The following is a 16,231-nucleotide window of genomic DNA, read 5'->3' on the forward strand; positions in this document are numbered from 1 at the left end:
AACAATCGAGCAAACCTCGTGCCACCCTCGGTCCTCTTCGATGGCCTATAACCAAGGTAGACGCCTTGGCGCAGGCAATGCCAATGCGGCTCGTCGCCCGCTTTTGGCTTCAACCTTTCACGATCACCGATGCGGCAGCGATGAACACCGACGGGCATCAGACGTTGATTTTATTGCCTTTTCAAGTTTTTAGAAACGGCAGATTTCCGTTGATCCCATCCTTCACACGGCTGGGGTCGCAAGTTCAATCCTTGCCGCGCCCACCATTTCTCTTGCTTGTCAGCGAGCTGCGGCGCGCGGCTCGGGCGCGACATCGAAGCGATCCATGTAGTCGCCAAGCTGCGCCAGTACGGCATCTTCCGACAGACCAAATTCGGCGAGGCTGTACTTGTGCGGCTGACGTTTCAGCGCGTCGGCGCTCTCGCGATAGGCCTCCATCGCGGGCCACGCGCGTTCTATGTCGAGATCTAGAAAATCGTAGATCCGGCGCACTTCGGCGCGCCAGTCGGCATCGACGGCCTCGTAATGGACATCGATCATGCGGCCGGGCGCAACGCGCCGGCGTCCCTGCTGCATCCTCTCGATCTGCACCCGTGTCTTGCGCAGCCACTCACGCCCAACCTCGTGCGGGTCGGCATGGTCGGAATAGATGCAGGTCTGGTTCCAGGCGAGCGAGGCGGAACTGGCCACCACCCGCAAGGGATCGCGGTGGGTGAAGATGAAGCGGGCATCGGGGAACACGTTCTGCAAGGCGTCCAGGTCCAGCATGTGCTGCGGGGTCTTCAGTACCCAGGGCTTCAGCGAACTGGCCTGCTGCGACCAGCCGATCAGTCGCAACAGCCGTGCCATCTGTTCGTAGGCTGGCGTTGCATCCTGCTGCTCGCACCAGCGCCCGTACGTGGGCACGTGCCACTGCGCCTCGTGCTTCATGCCCCAGAACGAATTGACGAACAGGCCGAGCTCTTCTTCTGGCTGCATCGGGCCAGTGGGGTGGATGGCCAGCGTGTGCGGATTGGCAAGGTTTGCCACCTTGCGCGCCCGCCTTGCGAGAGTAATGCGTCGGTCATGCCCACCATGCGTAAATTCAGGGTGAGGCACCGGCGTGATCGTCTCGAAACTGCGCATGTGATCGAACCGGCTATCCGAAGAGAGCAGGCGGTGCAGCCGCGTGGTGCCCGAACGCATCGGTCCGACGATGAAGACGGGGTGGCGAAGGGGCCGGGCAAGGATCTCCGGATGCCGGGCAAACCACTGCTGGGCGCGCAGCCTGTCGACGAGCACCTTTTCGCACTGCTTCATGGCGACCCATGCACCAGCTTCGTGCAGCCGCGCCTCGTCTTCCAGAGACTGGAGCAGGACGGAGAGCGGCTTTTCGAACCACGGATCGCCGAAATCGTCCGATCCGGCGGCCTGCGCAGCGCGGTCCATGAGTGTCTGCTTGTCGAAAGTTGCAGGCTGCATCAGCCGTGCTTTCATGGCGAACCGGGTCACCCCTTGCACAATGTCCACGAAGCACGTGCGCTGCGGGGGTTCCTTGATCGTCTTGTCCAGCAATTACGGCCCTCGTCAGTTGTCCGCGATGTGACTGTTTTAGCGGTGCAGCGTGACAATGGTTCCCCTGAGCCATGCTGCTTGTGTCCAGACGCCTGTGTCTGTGCTGGACAAGCGGCAACCTAGCGATGCATAGCCCGCGGCCATGCATGACCTTCGACTGATCCGAGAGAATCCGGAAGGCTTCGACGCTGCGCTGGCAAAGCGCGGCGTGGAGCCCGTGGCCGCCGACCTGCTGAAGCTTGACGAGGAACGCCGTGCCCTCACAACCCGCCTGCAGGAAATGCAAAGCCGCCGCAACGAGGCCTCGAAAGCCATCGGCCAGGCCATGGGGCAGGGCGACAAGGACAAGGCCGAGGCGCTGAAAGCCGAAGTCGCCGACATCAAGCAGTCGATGCCGCAGGTGGAGGAAGAGGAGCGCGCGAAGGGCAAGGCGCTGAACGATGCGCTGGCTGCCATTCCCAACCTCCCCGCTGACGGCGTGCCCGAAGGCGCGGACGAGGACGACAACGTCGAGGTCAGTCGCTGGACCGTGCCGCGCACTTTCCATTTCACACCGCAGGAACATGCCGACATGGGCCCCGCGCTCGGCATGGATTTCGAAACCGCCGTGAAGATGAGCGGTGCACGCTTTACCTTCCTGCGCGGGCAGATGGCGCGCCTCAACCGCGCCTTAGCTCAGTTCATGCTCGACAAGCAGGCCAGCGAAAACGGCTATCTCGAATGCGCGCCGCCGCTGCTGGTGCGGGACGAGGCCGTCTACGGCACCGGGCAATTGCCGAAGTTTGCGGAAGACCTGTTCAAGACCACGGACGGCCGCTGGCTGATCCCCACCGCCGAGGTTTCGCTCACCAACTCCGTGCGCGAACAGATCATCGACGATCTGTCCTCGCCGATCCGCCTCACCGCCCTCACGCCCTGCTTCCGCAGCGAGGCGGGCGCGGCGGGCAAGGACACGCGCGGCTTCATCCGGCAGCACCAGTTCGACAAGGTAGAGCTCGTTTCCATCTGCCGCCCGGAGGATGCCCACGCAGAGCACGAGCACATGGTCGCCAGCGCCGAGAGCATTCTCCACGCCCTCGAACTGCCGCATCGCAAGGTGCTGCTGTGCACTGGCGACATGGGCTTCGGCGCGCGCAAGACCTTCGACCTGGAAGTCTGGCTGCCGGGGCAGGATGCTTACCGCGAGATCAGCTCCATCAGCTGGTGCGGCGATTTCCAGGCCCGGCGGATGAACGCGCGCTTTCGGCCCGAGGGCGGCGGCAAGAAGACGGAATTCGTCCACACCCTGAACGGCTCCGGCCTTGCCGTGGGCCGCACACTGGTCGCCGTGCTGGAGAATTACCAGCAGGAAGACGGCTCGGTTGCCGTTCCTGATGCCCTGAAGCCCTATATGGGCGGGCTCGAAAAACTGGTACCCGCCTGATTCATGCGGATTCTCCTCACCAACGACGACGGCATCCATGCCCCCGGCCTCACCGTGCTGGAGGATATCGCCAGCCAGCTTTCCGACGATGTGTGGATCTGCGCCCCGGCAGAGGAGCAATCGGGTGCGGGACACTCGCTCACCCTCCACCACCCCGTCCGTCTGCGCGAGCATGGCGAGAAGCGTTTCAGCGTCACTGGCACGCCGACAGACTCGGTCAATCTCGCGCTGCGCAAGCTGTTCGCCGACCGCAAGCCCGATCTCGTCCTTTCGGGCGTGAACGCGGGCGAGAATCTGGGCGACGACATCACCTATTCGGGGACCATCTCTGCTGCGATGGAAGCCGCGCTGGCAGGCATTCCCGCCATTGGTCTCAGCCAGGCTTATCGGGAAACGCGCAACGGTTTCGATGCGGCGAGGCAATGGGGCGCCAAGGTGCTGGGGCCGCTGATCGACGTGCAGATGGCCAAGCGCACTCTCGTCAACGTGAACTTCCCGGCGCTGGCTGCCAGCGAGGTGAAGGGCATTCGCGTCGTCCGACAAGGCTTCCACGATTACGAGCGCGGCTCTTTGGTGGAAGGCACCGATCCGCGGGGGCGCAAGTATTACTGGTTCGGCCTGCAGGATGCCGAACACACGCTGGACCACGGCACCGATCTGGAAGCCGTGGAGGATGGCTTCATCGCCGTCACCCCGCTCCAGCTCGACCTGACGCACCATTCCGCCATTTCCAACCTCGCAGACAGGTTCGCCTGAGCCATGGCGCGCTCGCACAACAGGGACCTGCGTAAAGTCGGCAAGCGCCGCTTCGCACCCCTGCGGCGGGCCGTGAACATCCCTGTATGGGGCGACCTGTTCATCCGCCTCGGCCTCGCGGTATTCCTGATTTTCATCGTGGTAATGATCCACTGGTGGGACCGTGAGGGGCTGGTCGACAATCTCGACGGCCACGTCAGCTTCCTCGACGTCATCTATTTCACGATGATCTCGATCACCACCACCGGCTTCGGCGATATCGCCCCGATCAGCGACCAGGCGCGACTGGTGGAAGCGCTGATCGTGACGCCGGTCCGCTTTGCCGTCCTGTTCATCTTTGTCGGCACCGCCTACAATTTCCTCATCAAGCGCAGCTGGGAGAAATTCCGCATGGCCCGTATCCAGGACCAGCTTTCCGACCACGTCGTCGTCCTCGGGTTCGGCGTCTCCGGCGCGGAGGCCGTGGGCGAACTGATCGAGCGCGGCACCGATCCCGCCTGCATCGTCGTCATGGACATGAACGAGGAGCGGCTCGAACAGGCAGAGGCGCTGGGTTGCAACGTGATCGAGGCCGATGCCTCGCGCGACGAGAACCTCGAGGCCGTGCGCATCAGCCAGGCCCAGACCGTGCTTGTCTCCGCAGGGCGCGACGATGCCTCGATCCTGATCGTGCTCACCGTTCGCCATCTGGCACCAAAAGTGCCGATCAGCGTCGTGGTGCGCGCCGCCGACAACGAGCTCCTGGCGCGGCAGGCGGGTGCGGACAACGTGATCAATCCAGTGCGCTTCACCGGCCTGTTGCTGGCAGGCAGCGCGCGCGGCGCGCACATCGCCGATTACCTCGGCGATCTCGCCTCCGTCACCGGCCGCGTGCAACTGGTGGAGCGCGAAGTGCGTCAGGAAGAGATCGGCAAGTCGCTGACCGAGGCATGTTCTGGCGGCAGGGGCCTTCGCATCTATCGCAACGGGGTTGCCTGCGGGTTCTGGGAAAACGAGGCAGACTGCCTGCAAGCGGGCGATATCATCGTGGAGATCAAGCCCGCCGACATCGACGGCCGGGACGGCAACGATGCCAAGCCCGAAGACTGACGCGCGACCTAACCCAGCAGAATGAACACCCCGCCCGCCGCTGCCATACCGACGATCAGGTAGGCTGCGTCGATCGCGAACAGCTTGCCGGGCCGCATCTGGAACAGGTAGTTGATCCCCAGCGCCGGGGCCATGATCAGCGCGCCGAAGCCCACGGCCATCATCATTATTATGTGCGGCTGTCCGCTGGAACGGGCGATGCTGTGGCCCAGCATCAGCACGACGACCATCTCCAGCAGGAAGGCCAGCAGCATGATCAGCCAGACGGGGTTCTGCCCGGGCTGCGGGCCGGCCTTCACCATCTCGTCTGTCATGCCGTTCATTTCGCGCCAGCTTTTCCCGAACAGCGGGCCGTACCACAGCGCGCCGATCACGAAGAAAGCCACCGTGCCCAGCACCACCGCCAGCAGGTTCACATTGCCCATCGTATCCCTCCAGTACCGCGTCCCGCACGCACACTAGCCCAAAGGCGCAATCGGGTGTAGGGGGCCGCGCATCATGGCAACCCAGATTCCAGATCAGAAGCGCGTCGGCATGGTCAGCCTCGGCTGTCCCAAGGCGCTGGTCGATTCCGAGCGCATCCTCACCCGGCTGCGCGCCGATGGCTATGCCATGAGCCCGGATTACGAAGGCGCGGACGTGGTTCTGGTGAACACCTGCGGCTTCCTCGATTCCGCCAAGGAAGAGAGCCTCGAGGCGATCGGCGAGGCGATCAGCGAGAACGGCCGCGTCATCGTGACCGGCTGCATGGGCGACGAGGCAGAACTGATCCGCGCGCGCTTCCCGCAGGTTCTCGCGATCACCGGTGCGCACCAGTACGAGGACGTGGTGGAGGCCGTGCACGAGGCTGCTCCGCCCAGCCAAGGCCCGTACATCGACCTGGTGCCGCAGCCCGACATCAAGCTGACCCCGCGCCACTACAGCTACCTCAAGATCAGCGAGGGGTGTAACCACTCCTGCGCGTTCTGCATCATCCCGACGCTGCGTGGGAAGCTCGCCAGCCGCCGCATCGATGCCGTTCTTCGCGAGGCGGAGAAGCTGCTGGCGGCGGGCACCAAGGAACTGCTGGTGATCAGCCAGGACACCAGCGCCTACGGCGTCGACACCCGGCATGAGGAGCGCGAGTGGAAGGGCCACCCCGTCCGCGCCCACATGACGGACCTTGCCCGCGAACTGGGCCAGATGCGCACGCCCGAAGGCGACGTGCCGTGGGTGCGGCTGCATTACGTCTATCCCTACCCCCACGTCGACCAGGTCATCCCGCTGATGGCCGAGGGGCTGCTGACGCCGTACCTCGACATCCCCTTCCAGCACGCCAGCCGCACTGTACTGAAAGCCATGAAGCGCCCGGCGAACGAGGCGAAGGTGCTGGAGCGGTTGAAGTCGTGGCGCGAAATCTGTCCCGAAATCGCGGTGCGCAGCAGCTTCGTGGTCGGCTTCCCCGGAGAGACCGAGGAGGATTTTCAGTACCTGCTCGAGTGGCTGGAGGAAGCCCAGCTCGACCGCGTGGGCGCGTTCCGGTTCGAGCCGGTCGAAGGCGCGGCGGCCAATGCCCTGCCCGATCCCGTGCCAGAGGCGATCAAGGAAGAGCGTTTCGCCCGCGTGATGGAAGTGACCGAGCGCATCAGTGCCGCCAAGCTTTCCGCCAAGGTGGGCAAGACCATTCCCGTCATCATCGACGAGGTGGGCGAACCCGACGAGGACGGCGACATCGGCGCAACGGGCCGCAGCCAGGCGGACGCGCCGGAGATCGACGGCGCAGTATACCTGCGCAACGTCGCGGCGACGCTGAAGGCCGGCGACTTCGTGAACGTCGAGGTCGAGGACGCCGACGCGCACGACCTGTTCGGCGTTATCAACGAGAGCTGACCCCCGATTGTGGAACGCCGACAGGGCGCTTTTGCAAAAATGCGATTTCGCTCACGGTCGGCAGAACGCAGGGCTTCCGCGTGGTTGGCGGCTGCTGGATGTGTAACCTTTCGCATCTGACCTCCTTTCATCGTGCGCAACCTCATCCATCGGGCACAGGGCGATCTCTTTGCGCGGCACCCGCAGTGTAGGACAGCCGGGGCCTCGACGGCCCCGCCAATTCACCTGCTATTGCGAATGATTATCATTGACGCGAGCAGTCACGCAGCCTAGCCCGCGCTGCGAAGGCCGCGGATTCGCCGTGGCCCCGTGCAAAGGGCTGCATCAGTTGAAGCGATCGACCATCAAGGGCTGGTTCCTCGTCCACAAGTGGACGAGCCTGATCGCGACCGCGTTCCTGCTGATGCTGTGCGTCACCGGGCTGCCGCTGATCTTTCACGACGAGATCGACGCGGTGTTTGGCGAGGATCATGACGCCACTCTGCCCGGCACCCCGTCGGCGGACGGCGGCCTGCCGCTCGATCAGATGCTGCAAACCGCGCTCGACCAGCGGCCCGGCGAAGTGCCGCTGTTCATGGCCTTCAGCCAGGACAGCCCGCTGCTGACCGTCACCACCGGCCCCGCGCCCGACGCGCCCGGTGACGAAATGACGCTGCTGTTCCTCGATCGCGCAACCGGCGAAGCACTCGGCCCTGCGCCCGGCGGCGGGTTCATGGATTTCGTCCTGCAACTCCACACCGACATGTTCCTCGGACTGCCGGGTATGCTGTTCCTCGGCGTGATGGGCGCGATGTTCGTGATTGCGCTCGTCTCCGGCGTGGTCCTCTACGCGCCCTTCATGCGCCGCCTGAAATTCGGCACCCTTCGCACGCGGCGGAGCGCGCGGGTGCGCCGGCTGGACCAGCACAACCTCATCGGCATCGTCGCGCTGGGCTGGATGCTTGTGGTGGGCGCGACCGGGATGATCAACGCCTTCGCCGATCCGCTGGTGGATAGCTGGCAGAACGGCGAGCTTGCCGAGATGACCGCGCGCTATGCCGGTGAACGCCCGTTACCGCCGCAGGAATACGGCTCGCTCGACACCGCAATGGCCTCGGCGCAGGCCGCCCTTCCCGGCCGTTCGCCGCAGTTCATCGGCTTTCCAGGCGGCGACTGGAGCACCGGGCACCACTACGCCATCTTCTTCCAGGGCGACCGTCCGCTGACGCAGAACCTGCTGACTCCAGCACTGGTCGACGCGCGCAGCGGCGAACTGACCGATGCCCGCGCCATGCCCGCGCTCAACCAGGCGCTGATGATTTCCAAGCCGCTGCACTTCGGCGACTACGGCGGCCTTCCGCTCAAGATTGTCTGGGCGGTGATGACGCTGCTGACGATCTGGGTGCTGTGGACCGGTATCCTGCTGTGGCTGCGCCGCTCCCCCGCGCACATGGAACGGCGCATCGACGAGATCGCGCACGGCGCAATGGCAGGCCAGCCCGCATGAAGCCCTTCGCCCCGCACCGCAGGCGGCGCCGCGCCAGCCTTGCCACCGTGTTCGCCGTGCCGATCTTCCTGCTGGTCGCCACGATTGCGGGCCTGGTGATCGGCCTCAACGGCGACGGATTGCCCGATTTTCTTGCCTGGGCCTTGCTCGCCCTTCCCCTTCTCGCGCTCGCCAATGCCTGGGCGCGCCGCAGTTGAACCCTTCCGACTCCAGAACAGGACCACTCATGACAGCCCGCCTTTCTGCCGTTTCTCTCTCCGTGCTGGCCTTCGCGCTGGCCTCCCCTGCCACCGCGCAGGATGCCGAAAGCATCATCGTTACCGCCCAGCGCGACAACGCGACCGAGATCACCAACGGCGGCGATGCCGGGGCGCTGGGCAACCAGTCCGCCGAGGATCTGCCCTTTGCCATTCGCAGCTTCGACGAGACGCTGATCTACAACCAGCAGCCGCTCACCATCGGTGACGTGCTGGAGAACGATCCCACTGTGCGCACCACCTACGGCTTCGGCAATGCGGCCGAGCAGTTCGTGATCCGCGGCTTCTCCCTCTTCGGGGACGATGTGGGCGTGAACGGCCTCTACGGCATCGCCCCGCGCCAACTCGTCGCGCCCGAGCTGTTCGGACAGGTGCAGGTGCTCAACGGCTCCAGCGCCTTCCTGAATGGCGCGGCTCCGGGCGGATCGGGCCTTGGTGGCAGCGTGAACCTGGTGCTGAAGCGTGCCGAGCAGGATCGCACCCGCGCCACGGCCACTTTCGTGGGCGAAGGGCACATCGGCGGCAGCCTCGACGTATCGCGCCGCTTCGGCGACAGCCGCCAGTTCGGGGTGCGGGTGAACGGAGCCTACCGTAACGGCGAAGTCGCCATCGACCGCGAGGATCGCCGCACGCAGGTGCTGGGCGGTGCTTTCGATTACGACGGCGGCGCATTCCGCGCGGCGCTCGACCTTGCCTACCAGGAAGTGCGCGTGGATTCGCTGCGCCCCAAGGTCGGCTTCACCACCGCCGTCGTTCCCGAGGTACCGGAAGCGGACGCCAACTACGCGCAGGACTACACTTACACCGAACTCACCGACATATTCGGCACGCTGAGCCTCGAATACGACATCGCGCGCGACGTGCTGGCCTACGCCAAGCTGGGCGCGCGCAGCGGCGACGAGGAAGGCATTTACGGCGGCCTGACCGTGGAGGACGCGGCAACCGGCGCCGCCACTTCCGGCTTCCACAACTTCATCCCTTACGAGCAGGACAACCAGGCGGTGGAAGCGGGCCTTCGTGCAAAGGTGATGACTGGCAGTGTCAGCCACGCCATCAACGTGGGCGGCAACATGATCTGGCAGGAAGACCGCACCGCCTACGATTTCTTCAATCCCTTCGCGACGAACCTCTACGACACCGTGCAGGTCGCGCCGCAGGATACCGCTTTCGTCGGCGGCGATCTGGATGATCCGTTCCCCATCACCAAGCGCGAGTTTGCAAGCCTGTTCGTGTCCGACACGCTGGGCCTGTTCGATGACCGCGTGCTGCTGACGGGCGGCCTGCGCTGGCAGGACATCAACGTGCGCGTCTTCAGCTATTTCGGCGGCGGCCTGGATACCGAGTTCGACGACGAGGCGGTAACGCCGGTCGCGGGCCTCGTGGTGAAGCCGGTCGAGGGCCTGTCGCTCTATGCCAACTACATCGAGGCGCTTCAGGAAGGCCCGCGCGCGAACGACGTGGAGTTCTCGAACTTCGGCACCACCCTCGCCCCGCGCCGCTCGACGCAGTACGAGGCGGGCGCGAAGTTCTATTTCGACCCGTCGATCTTTGCCAGCGTGGCCGTCTACCGTATCGAGCGCCCCGGCACCGGCGCTGTGGATGATGGCAACGGCGGCGTGCGCTTCGCCTACATCGGCGAACAGGTGAACGAAGGCGTGGAAGCCACGGTGAACGGCGAGCTGGCGCCGGGCCTGCGCGTGATCGCGGGTCTCAACTTCGCCGATTCCGAATTCGAAAGCGGCCTCGATGCAGCGGGCGTGCCCGAGTTCGCGGCCAATGCGAATATCGAGTGGGACGTGCCCTTCGCCCGCGGCCTGACGCTGAACGGGCGGGTGACGCACACCGGAGAGCAGGAAGCCAACGCCGCCAACACGCTCCAGCTCGACAGCTGGACCGTGCTGGACCTCGGCGCGCGCTACGTGTTCGCGGCGGGGGACAGCCCCGTCACCCTGCGCCTCACCGTCGACAACGTGACGAACGAAGCATACTGGGCTTCGGCCTTCGATGCGTTCAACCCGGCGCTGCTGCAGGGCACGCCGCGCACGGTGAAGGCATCCGCCTCGATCGCGTTCTGAAGGTGGTCGAGCGGGGCGACTAGCGCGTCGCCTCGCTCACCACGTAACCGTCGATCACGACGCCGGTAACGTGAGTGACGTATTCCAGCGGATCGCCGTTGAACATGGCAACGTCGCCGTCCTTGCCCACTTCGAGGCTGCCGACGCGCTCGTCCATGCCGATGATGCGAGCCGCATCGATGGTGACGCTGGCCAGCGCGTCCTCCGGCGCGAGGCCGTGTCCGGCGGCAAAGCCTGCTTCCCACAGAACCACGCGCGATTTGGGCACATAGGCCTCGTATCCCGATTGCAGCGCGAAGGGGATGCCCGCTTCCGCCAGAGTGGCGGCAGTGGTGAAGGAGGCGTTCTCCATCTCCCCCGAATTGCGAGCCATGGTGGGATGCAGGATCACCGAAACGCCGCTCTCGCGCAGTTCATCGAGCAGCATGGGCGCGTCCGCCGCGCCATCGATGATGACCTCGATGCCGAACTCGTCGGCAAGGCGCAGGGCAGACATGATATCCTGCGCGCGGTTGGCGGTGACGAGCAGCGGGCGCTCCCGCCGCACGACCGATTCAAAGGCCTCGTTCACAAGGTCGCGGCTGGCGCTGTCGACGGCGTCTTCATCCTCGTCGTCGTCTTCCGCGCTCTCGCCGCCCTGCTGGGCGCGAAGAAGCGCCTGGCGCAGCATGGCGATCTGCTTCGCGCGGGTGCCGGGCGCGCTCTCGCGGTCCAGCGCCCAGCTGCCGAGGTTGGCGACCACCATCGTGCCGTCCTCCACCAGCGCGGCATCGACCGTGTTGCCCACGGTCTTCACCACCATGGTCTGCCCGGAAACCAGCGCGCCGGGGCCGTGACCGGTGTGGACCGTGGTGATGCCCAGTTCGCGGAGCCACTGCACCAGCCGGTCGTGCGGGTTGTAGGCGTCGATGGCGCGCAGGTGCGGTTGCACCGGCGCGGTTGTGTCGAGCTGATCCTGATCGTCGGGCTGGTTGAGATAGCCGGTGAGGCCGACTGTGGAATGTGCATCGACCAGGCCGGGAGTGACGACGCGGGCTTCCATCACCCGCATCCCTTCCGGGATCGCGGTGCTGGCGGCCGGGCCTACGGCGGTGACGCTGCCGTCCTCAATCACGACGACGCCGTTCTCGATCACGCCCTGCGGGCCCATGGTCCAGACCTGCGCGCCGCGCACGGCAATGTCCTGCGCCATCGCAGAGGTGGAGAGCAGCGCCGCGGTGAATGCACCCGCAATCAGTTTGCCAACGTTCGTCATTGTCCGCCCTCCAGCATCAGGGCCTCGCCTTCGAGGACGTGGGTGTTGAGTGTGGGATTGCCGGCGCCGTAGCCGCCGGTTGCCATTAGCAGTTCCTCGGGGTCGGAGGCATCGAACAGCAGTTCGCCCATCACCCAGGTCTCCGCGACATTGGTGTAGACCGACAGCGGATCGCCCGTCAGCACGACGAAATCGGCCATCTTGCCCGCTTCCAAGCTGCCGACGTGCTCGTCCAGCCCAAGCTGCACCGCGCCGTTGATGGTAAGCGCCCGCAGCGCGCCCTCGCGGCTCATCCCGCCGCGCACGGCGAGCGCGGCCTGCCGGTACATCAGGCGGCTGTCGATGATGTTGTCGTCCGAATGCAGCGAGACGAACACGCCTGCATCCTCCAGTTGCGCCGCGGTGACGATATCCGCCTCGCGCGCTTCCAGCTTGCCGCCGGGGCTATCGAGCAGGATTGCCGAGACCGGCACGCCCGCTGCCGCCAGTTCGCGCGCCACCCGGCCGCTTTCCACGCCATGCTGGACAAGCATGTCGAACCCGAATTCGCGGCTGAGGCGAAGCGCGGTCATGATGTCGTCGCTGCGGTGGGTGTGGAAGTGGACGAGGCGGCTGCCGTCCAGCACCTCGCACATGGCTTCCATGCCGATATCGCGCGGGCTCCGTTCGCCCCCGCAATACTCCTGCGCCGCGACGAAGTGCTGCCGCACCATTGCGGCGCTGCGGGCGCGGGTGGAGGGGAAAGCCGGGCTTTCGCGCAAGGGGTTGGTGCCGTTGGCCATCTTCATGCCGCCCAGCACCTTGCCGTCGTCGTCCATCCAGGCGAGTTCCTCGATAGTGTTGCCCTCTGTCAGGTGCATGTAGAACGTCTGCCCGCTCATCAGGTGGCCGCTGCCAGGCATGATGTTGGCGGTGGTGACGCCGCCCGAACGGGCACGGGCGATGGAGCTGTCGCGCACGTTGATCGAATCGAGCGCGCGCACGTCCGGCTGGATGGCAGCAGAGCTGTCCGCGCCGGAGACCTGTCCGATATGCGAATGGGTGTCGACCGTGCCGGGCATGATCACCATGCCGCTGGCATCGCGGACCTGGGCCCCTGCGGGAATGGTAACATCAGCGCCGACGGCGACGATCTCGCCGTCCTGAATCACCAGCGTGCCGTTCTCGATGGTGCCGGTACCGCTTGTGCCGCTCATCGTGTGGATGGTCGCGCCGGTGAAGGCGATCGGCGTCTCCTGCGCCAGTGCCGGAGCAGCGACAAACGCCGCCACGGAAGAGGCGGCCAGTGCCGCCTGCTTGATCATTCGCATGGGAAGTCCCTTTTTTCGTTACGCCCGAGACTAACGCCACAAGGCCCGCGTGCAAGCCTACTCGGGCGCAGTTTCCGCATATTCCAGGGCAAAGGTGGGATCGCATTCGTAAGGATAGACGTGCTGACCCTCGCGCTTCTCCCATTCGATCCAGCGCGCACCATCCCTGCCGATCATCGCCGGATCGGAGAACCACTGCGTCGCCACCAGCTTTTCACCACCCTCGGCGAGGCGATAGCGTTCAACCATGCGAATGTCGGCGGAATGGTCTAGTCCGTTGTTGGTAATGGTGCTGGGAGCGATGTGGGTGGTCTCGATTATCAGTTCGTCGCCTTCCCAGCGGCCAGTGGAGAAGCCCATCTTGGAATGGGGATAGCCCTCCGGTGCCTCCCGCCCATCCATGAAAACGAGCCGCACCTGGTCGAAATATTCGTAGCGCAGCACGATCAGTTCGTCGGTCTGGTGGATCTCGAACGGGAACGGCCCTTGCAGCGCGTAGACGATGCTGGGCGGCAGGCACACGCGGTCCAGCGCCATGTCGTCTTCCGGCTGCCAATCGGCGGCCCGCGCCAGCGCCTGCGGTGTCGGCTCCAGCCCGCCGTATTCGCCGCGCGGGAATTCCACGACGCCGGTATCCTCCACCAGCACGGTGCCATCGGGCAGCTTGGCCAGCATGTCGGGCGCTGGTTCGCCCGCATCGAAAACCGGTCCCCAGAACCCTTCGAAATCAGGCTGCGTGTCCTGCGCGGCTGCGGGCGCGGCCAGCGATGCGAGGACGAAAACGAGCGCGAGCGACCTAGCCATCGTTCTGCCCGAACGGGGCGTTGCCGATCATGTGGCCCTGCGCATCGCGCACTTCACGGATGCGCATGTAGTTGCGGCCATCGCGGGCGCGCCAGCCCGACACGGTGACAAGGTCCCCCGCCCGAACGCTCCCCCGCGTCCACCCGCGGCGCTGCAGTACCACCGGCGCATTCGTTTCCCCGCGCCATTCGGTGCCGTCGACATCCAGCACCAGCGTGCCGTGCGGATTGGTGAAGCGGAATGCCTTGACGGTGCCTTCCACCGTCACGTCCGCCTCTGGGTCGAAATAGACCGCGAACGAGTGGTGCGCGGCCACCCCGCCTGCCAGTGCGCCGGAAAGTGCCAGCGCAAGCGTCATCGTTTTCCCGAACATTCCCTCTCCTCTTCCAACCCCACAGTGTCGTTTTGACTGCGCGCTGTCCAGAAGCTCTAGCGCATGGTGCGGAAGGTGATCGAGCGGCGGGTCTGCTCCATCGGCACGATCGAATGCTCCCAGCTATCCCGCACCTCGCCCGACAGCAGGTAGGCAGAGCGCGGCGCAAGCGGCACGGCATGTCGGGCAAAGCCGCCGTCCGGCAACCGACGGCGCAGACGCAAGGTGGCAGGCGCGCCCAGCGAAAGGCCGATAACCTCGCCATACTGCGGGCGATCCCGGTGCCAGCCGATGCCTGCGCCCGGATCGTAACGGATCAGCAGCGCCTGTTGCAGCGCATCGGGCGCGATGCCTAACCGGTGGCCCAGCCTGATGCGCAGGTCCGCCAGCCAAGGCGGCAGCGGCGGCGCAGGGATGGGGCGCGAGCGCTGGTAATCGTAGGCGGAGCCGTAGTGCGCGGTCATGCGCTTGCCGGTCCACTGGCCGAAGCGAAACGGCTCCAGCGGGGCGGCATCGATCTGGTCGGCCAGCGCCTGTTCCTCCTGTTCGTCGATCACTTCGCCAATAACCCGCAGCCCACCCACCGGCGGCTGGGCCGGGGTATCCGAAAACAGGTCTATCTGCTGCGTCATCGATGCCTATATAGGTGTCCATGCGACAGGATCAGCACCGCTTCACCATCCATACCCACGGCAAAGCGCTGTACGAGTTCACCGACGAGGTGGCGGACTGGCTGGCGGGTACCGGGATAGAGAGCGGCATGCTCACCCTGTTCTGCCGCCATACCTCCGCCAGCCTGCTCATCAATGAAAACGCCGCCTCCGCCGTGCAGCGGGATCTGCTGCGCTGGCTCGACAAGGCCGTGCCTGAAGGCAACCATTACGAGCACGACAGCGAGGGGCCGGACGACATGCCCGCCCATATCCGCACCATGCTGACGGGCGCATCGCTGAACGTTCCGGTGGGCGGCGGGCGCATGTTGCTGGGGACATGGCAGGGCCTCTACCTTGCCGAACACCGCAGCGCCTCCCACTCGCGCGAGATCGTCGCACACATTATTGGAGAATAGCGAAACCGGCGGCACCCCCCGCGCGTTCGCACCGCATATGCCCATCGATATATCCGCCAAGTTCGCGTTCCACCTCGACCAGCCGACCGACCTGCTGTTGCAGTTCGAGGCGGCCATCATTCCCGAGCAGAAGGTGCTCTCCTCCAACACGGTGCTCTCCCCCGCCCTGCACACCGCCAGGGTGCCCGCGCAGGATGCCGTCGGCGAGCGCATCTGGGTGCGCGCGGAAGGCGATTACAACGTCGAATACACCGCCAGGGTGGAGGTCAACCGACTGGTGCCCGACCTCGCCGGCCTGCACCAGCTCGACCCGCACGACCTGCCGGGAGAGGCGGTCGAATACGTATTCGATTCGCGCTACTGCCAGGCCGACCGTATGCACAGCTTCGTCATGGACCGGTTCGGCGATCTTGAAGGCGGGAAGAAAATCCTCGCCATGTGCGACTGGATCGCGGACAATTTCACTTACGAGGCTGGCAGCTCGAACGCCACGACGACGGCGCTCGATACATTCGTGGAACGGCGCGGGATCTGCCGCGACTATGCCCACGTGATGATCTGCTTCGCGCGGGCTTCCACCATCCCGGCGCGCTACGTCAGTTGCTACGCGCCCGGCGTGAACCCGCCCGATTTTCATGCAGTTGCGGAAGTCTTCCTGTGTGACCCGACGACGCCCGGCGGCGGCGCCTGGTACATTGTCGATCCCACGGGCATGGCGAGGTCTGACCAGACGGCCAAGATCGGTATCGGACGAGACGCGGCAGACGTATCGTTTCTCACCACGTTCGGCCTCTCGAAGTTCAAGAGCTCGGAAGTGAACGTGCGCGAATGCGCGTGAGGGACTGCGCGGCTTGTTAACGTTCACAAGAACGGCTATCGGCGAGGCAGGGAAACGAATGAAAAGATAACGG

General features: G+C 65.2%; 16 protein-coding genes. 9 read left to right on the forward strand and 7 right to left on the reverse strand.

Going from position 1 to position 16,231, the window contains the following annotated elements:
• Window positions 1-279: 279 nt before the first annotated feature.
• Window positions 280-1,554 (reverse strand): sulfotransferase family protein, encoded by a 1,275-nt coding sequence (locus tag D4Q51_RS06665; protein WP_240624594.1) that lies wholly within the window; start codon window positions 1,552-1,554, stop codon window positions 280-282.
• Between the two features lie 142 nt (window positions 1,555-1,696).
• Between D4Q51_RS06665 and serS the strand changes: the two genes are divergently transcribed.
• The 3 genes from serS to D4Q51_RS06680 are packed head-to-tail and all read left to right on the forward strand — an operon-like array spanning window position 1,697 to window position 4,822.
• A complete protein-coding gene (serS, locus tag D4Q51_RS06670) occupies window positions 1,697-2,977 on the forward strand; it encodes a serine--tRNA ligase (protein WP_120076960.1) in 1,281 nt (426 codons plus the stop codon).
• A 3-nt stretch (window positions 2,978-2,980) separates the two neighbouring features.
• Window positions 2,981-3,733, forward strand: coding sequence for a 5'/3'-nucleotidase SurE (gene surE, locus D4Q51_RS06675; RefSeq protein WP_120076961.1), 753 nt, complete (start codon window positions 2,981-2,983; stop codon window positions 3,731-3,733).
• A 3-nt stretch (window positions 3,734-3,736) separates the two neighbouring features.
• Window positions 3,737-4,822, forward strand: coding sequence for a potassium channel family protein (locus tag D4Q51_RS06680; RefSeq protein ID WP_120076962.1), 1,086 nt, complete (start codon window positions 3,737-3,739; stop codon window positions 4,820-4,822).
• An 8-nt stretch (window positions 4,823-4,830) separates the two neighbouring features.
• On the opposite strand, the gene D4Q51_RS06685 is transcribed toward D4Q51_RS06680, so the two are convergent.
• Window positions 4,831-5,247: a DUF1761 domain-containing protein gene (locus tag D4Q51_RS06685; RefSeq protein WP_120076963.1), complete on the reverse strand. Its 417-nt coding sequence runs from the start codon at window positions 5,245-5,247 to the stop codon at window positions 4,831-4,833.
• Window positions 5,248-5,320: 73 nt separating this feature from the next.
• On the opposite strand from D4Q51_RS06685, the gene rimO reads away from it, so the two are divergent.
• The 4 genes from rimO to D4Q51_RS06705 all read left to right on the forward strand — a co-directional run bounded on the left by rimO (window position 5,321) and on the right by D4Q51_RS06705 (window position 10,509).
• Complete coding sequence (gene rimO / locus D4Q51_RS06690; protein WP_120076964.1) at window positions 5,321-6,691, forward strand: 30S ribosomal protein S12 methylthiotransferase RimO; 1,371 nt, start codon at window positions 5,321-5,323, stop codon at window positions 6,689-6,691.
• 328 nt (window positions 6,692-7,019) lie between these two features.
• A complete protein-coding gene (locus tag D4Q51_RS06695; protein WP_120076965.1) occupies window positions 7,020-8,177 on the forward strand; it encodes a PepSY-associated TM helix domain-containing protein in 1,158 nt (385 codons plus the stop codon).
• Window positions 8,174-8,374 (forward strand): hypothetical protein, encoded by a 201-nt coding sequence (locus tag D4Q51_RS06700; RefSeq protein ID WP_120076966.1) that lies wholly within the window; start codon window positions 8,174-8,176, stop codon window positions 8,372-8,374. The genes D4Q51_RS06695 and D4Q51_RS06700 overlap by 4 nt, the downstream gene beginning before the upstream one ends.
• 29 nt (window positions 8,375-8,403) lie before the next feature.
• Window positions 8,404-10,509 (forward strand): TonB-dependent receptor, encoded by a 2,106-nt coding sequence (locus D4Q51_RS06705; protein ID WP_120076967.1) that lies wholly within the window; start codon window positions 8,404-8,406, stop codon window positions 10,507-10,509.
• A gap of 19 nt (window positions 10,510-10,528) precedes the next feature.
• Here the strand turns inward: D4Q51_RS06705 and D4Q51_RS06710 are convergent, their stop codons facing one another.
• The 5 genes from D4Q51_RS06710 to D4Q51_RS06730 are packed head-to-tail and all read right to left on the reverse strand — an operon-like array spanning window position 10,529 to window position 14,883.
• Window positions 10,529-11,764, reverse strand: coding sequence for an amidohydrolase family protein (locus D4Q51_RS06710; RefSeq protein ID WP_120076968.1), 1,236 nt, complete (start codon window positions 11,762-11,764; stop codon window positions 10,529-10,531).
• Window positions 11,761-13,074, reverse strand: a complete 1,314-nt coding sequence (locus tag D4Q51_RS06715; RefSeq protein WP_205689456.1) for an amidohydrolase family protein — start codon at window positions 13,072-13,074, stop codon at window positions 11,761-11,763. Before D4Q51_RS06715 ends, D4Q51_RS06710 begins: the two co-directional genes overlap by 4 nt.
• A 57-nt stretch (window positions 13,075-13,131) precedes the next feature.
• Window positions 13,132-13,878: a hypothetical protein gene (locus D4Q51_RS06720; RefSeq protein ID WP_120076970.1), complete on the reverse strand. Its 747-nt coding sequence runs from the start codon at window positions 13,876-13,878 to the stop codon at window positions 13,132-13,134.
• Window positions 13,871-14,251 (reverse strand): DUF6152 family protein, encoded by a 381-nt coding sequence (locus D4Q51_RS06725; protein ID WP_120076971.1) that lies wholly within the window; start codon window positions 14,249-14,251, stop codon window positions 13,871-13,873. Before D4Q51_RS06725 ends, D4Q51_RS06720 begins: the two co-directional genes overlap by 8 nt.
• Before the next feature lie 56 nt (window positions 14,252-14,307).
• Entirely contained in the window at window positions 14,308-14,883 is a 576-nt protein-coding gene (locus tag D4Q51_RS06730; protein WP_120076972.1) for an alpha-ketoglutarate-dependent dioxygenase AlkB, read from the reverse strand.
• Between the two features lie 20 nt (window positions 14,884-14,903).
• Between D4Q51_RS06730 and D4Q51_RS06735 the strand changes: the two genes are divergently transcribed.
• Both D4Q51_RS06735 and D4Q51_RS06740 read left to right on the forward strand, forming a co-directional pair.
• On the forward strand, window positions 14,904-15,320 hold the full coding sequence (locus D4Q51_RS06735; protein WP_120077055.1) for a secondary thiamine-phosphate synthase enzyme YjbQ: 417 nt from the start codon (window positions 14,904-14,906) through the stop codon (window positions 15,318-15,320).
• Between the two features lie 37 nt (window positions 15,321-15,357).
• Window positions 15,358-16,158: a transglutaminase-like domain-containing protein gene (locus D4Q51_RS06740; protein ID WP_120076973.1), complete on the forward strand. Its 801-nt coding sequence runs from the start codon at window positions 15,358-15,360 to the stop codon at window positions 16,156-16,158.
• Window positions 16,159-16,231 lie beyond the last annotated feature (73 nt).

It is taken from the genome of Aurantiacibacter odishensis (genome assembly GCF_003605195.1).
GTDB classification, from domain to species: domain Bacteria; phylum Pseudomonadota; class Alphaproteobacteria; order Sphingomonadales; family Sphingomonadaceae; genus Alteraurantiacibacter; species Alteraurantiacibacter odishensis.

Bases quoted from the DNA above. Each gene is read 5' to 3' on its own strand.
- D4Q51_RS06700 (WP_120076966.1), top strand. From the start codon at position 8,174: ATGAAGCCCTTCGCCCCGCACCGCAGGCGGCGCCGCGCCAGCCTTGCC.
- D4Q51_RS06710 (WP_120076968.1), bottom strand. From the start codon at position 11,764: ATGACGAACGTTGGCAAACTGATTGCGGGTGCATTCACCGCGGCGCTG.
- surE (WP_120076961.1), top strand. From the start codon at position 2,981: ATGCGGATTCTCCTCACCAACGACGACGGCATCCATGCCCCCGGCCTC.
- D4Q51_RS06705 (WP_120076967.1), top strand. From the start codon at position 8,404: ATGACAGCCCGCCTTTCTGCCGTTTCTCTCTCCGTGCTGGCCTTCGCG.
- D4Q51_RS06730 (WP_120076972.1), bottom strand. From the start codon at position 14,883: ATGACGCAGCAGATAGACCTGTTTTCGGATACCCCGGCCCAGCCGCCG.
- D4Q51_RS06680 (WP_120076962.1), top strand. From the start codon at position 3,737: ATGGCGCGCTCGCACAACAGGGACCTGCGTAAAGTCGGCAAGCGCCGC.
- D4Q51_RS06725 (WP_120076971.1), bottom strand. From the start codon at position 14,251: ATGTTCGGGAAAACGATGACGCTTGCGCTGGCACTTTCCGGCGCACTG.
- D4Q51_RS06715 (WP_205689456.1), bottom strand. From the start codon at position 13,074: ATGCGAATGATCAAGCAGGCGGCACTGGCCGCCTCTTCCGTGGCGGCG.
- serS (WP_120076960.1), top strand. From the start codon at position 1,697: ATGCATGACCTTCGACTGATCCGAGAGAATCCGGAAGGCTTCGACGCT.
- rimO (WP_120076964.1), top strand. From the start codon at position 5,321: ATGGCAACCCAGATTCCAGATCAGAAGCGCGTCGGCATGGTCAGCCTC.
- D4Q51_RS06740 (WP_120076973.1), top strand. From the start codon at position 15,358: ATGCCCATCGATATATCCGCCAAGTTCGCGTTCCACCTCGACCAGCCG.
- D4Q51_RS06685 (WP_120076963.1), bottom strand. From the start codon at position 5,247: ATGGGCAATGTGAACCTGCTGGCGGTGGTGCTGGGCACGGTGGCTTTC.
- D4Q51_RS06735 (WP_120077055.1), top strand. From the start codon at position 14,904: ATGCGACAGGATCAGCACCGCTTCACCATCCATACCCACGGCAAAGCG.
- D4Q51_RS06720 (WP_120076970.1), bottom strand. From the start codon at position 13,878: ATGGCTAGGTCGCTCGCGCTCGTTTTCGTCCTCGCATCGCTGGCCGCG.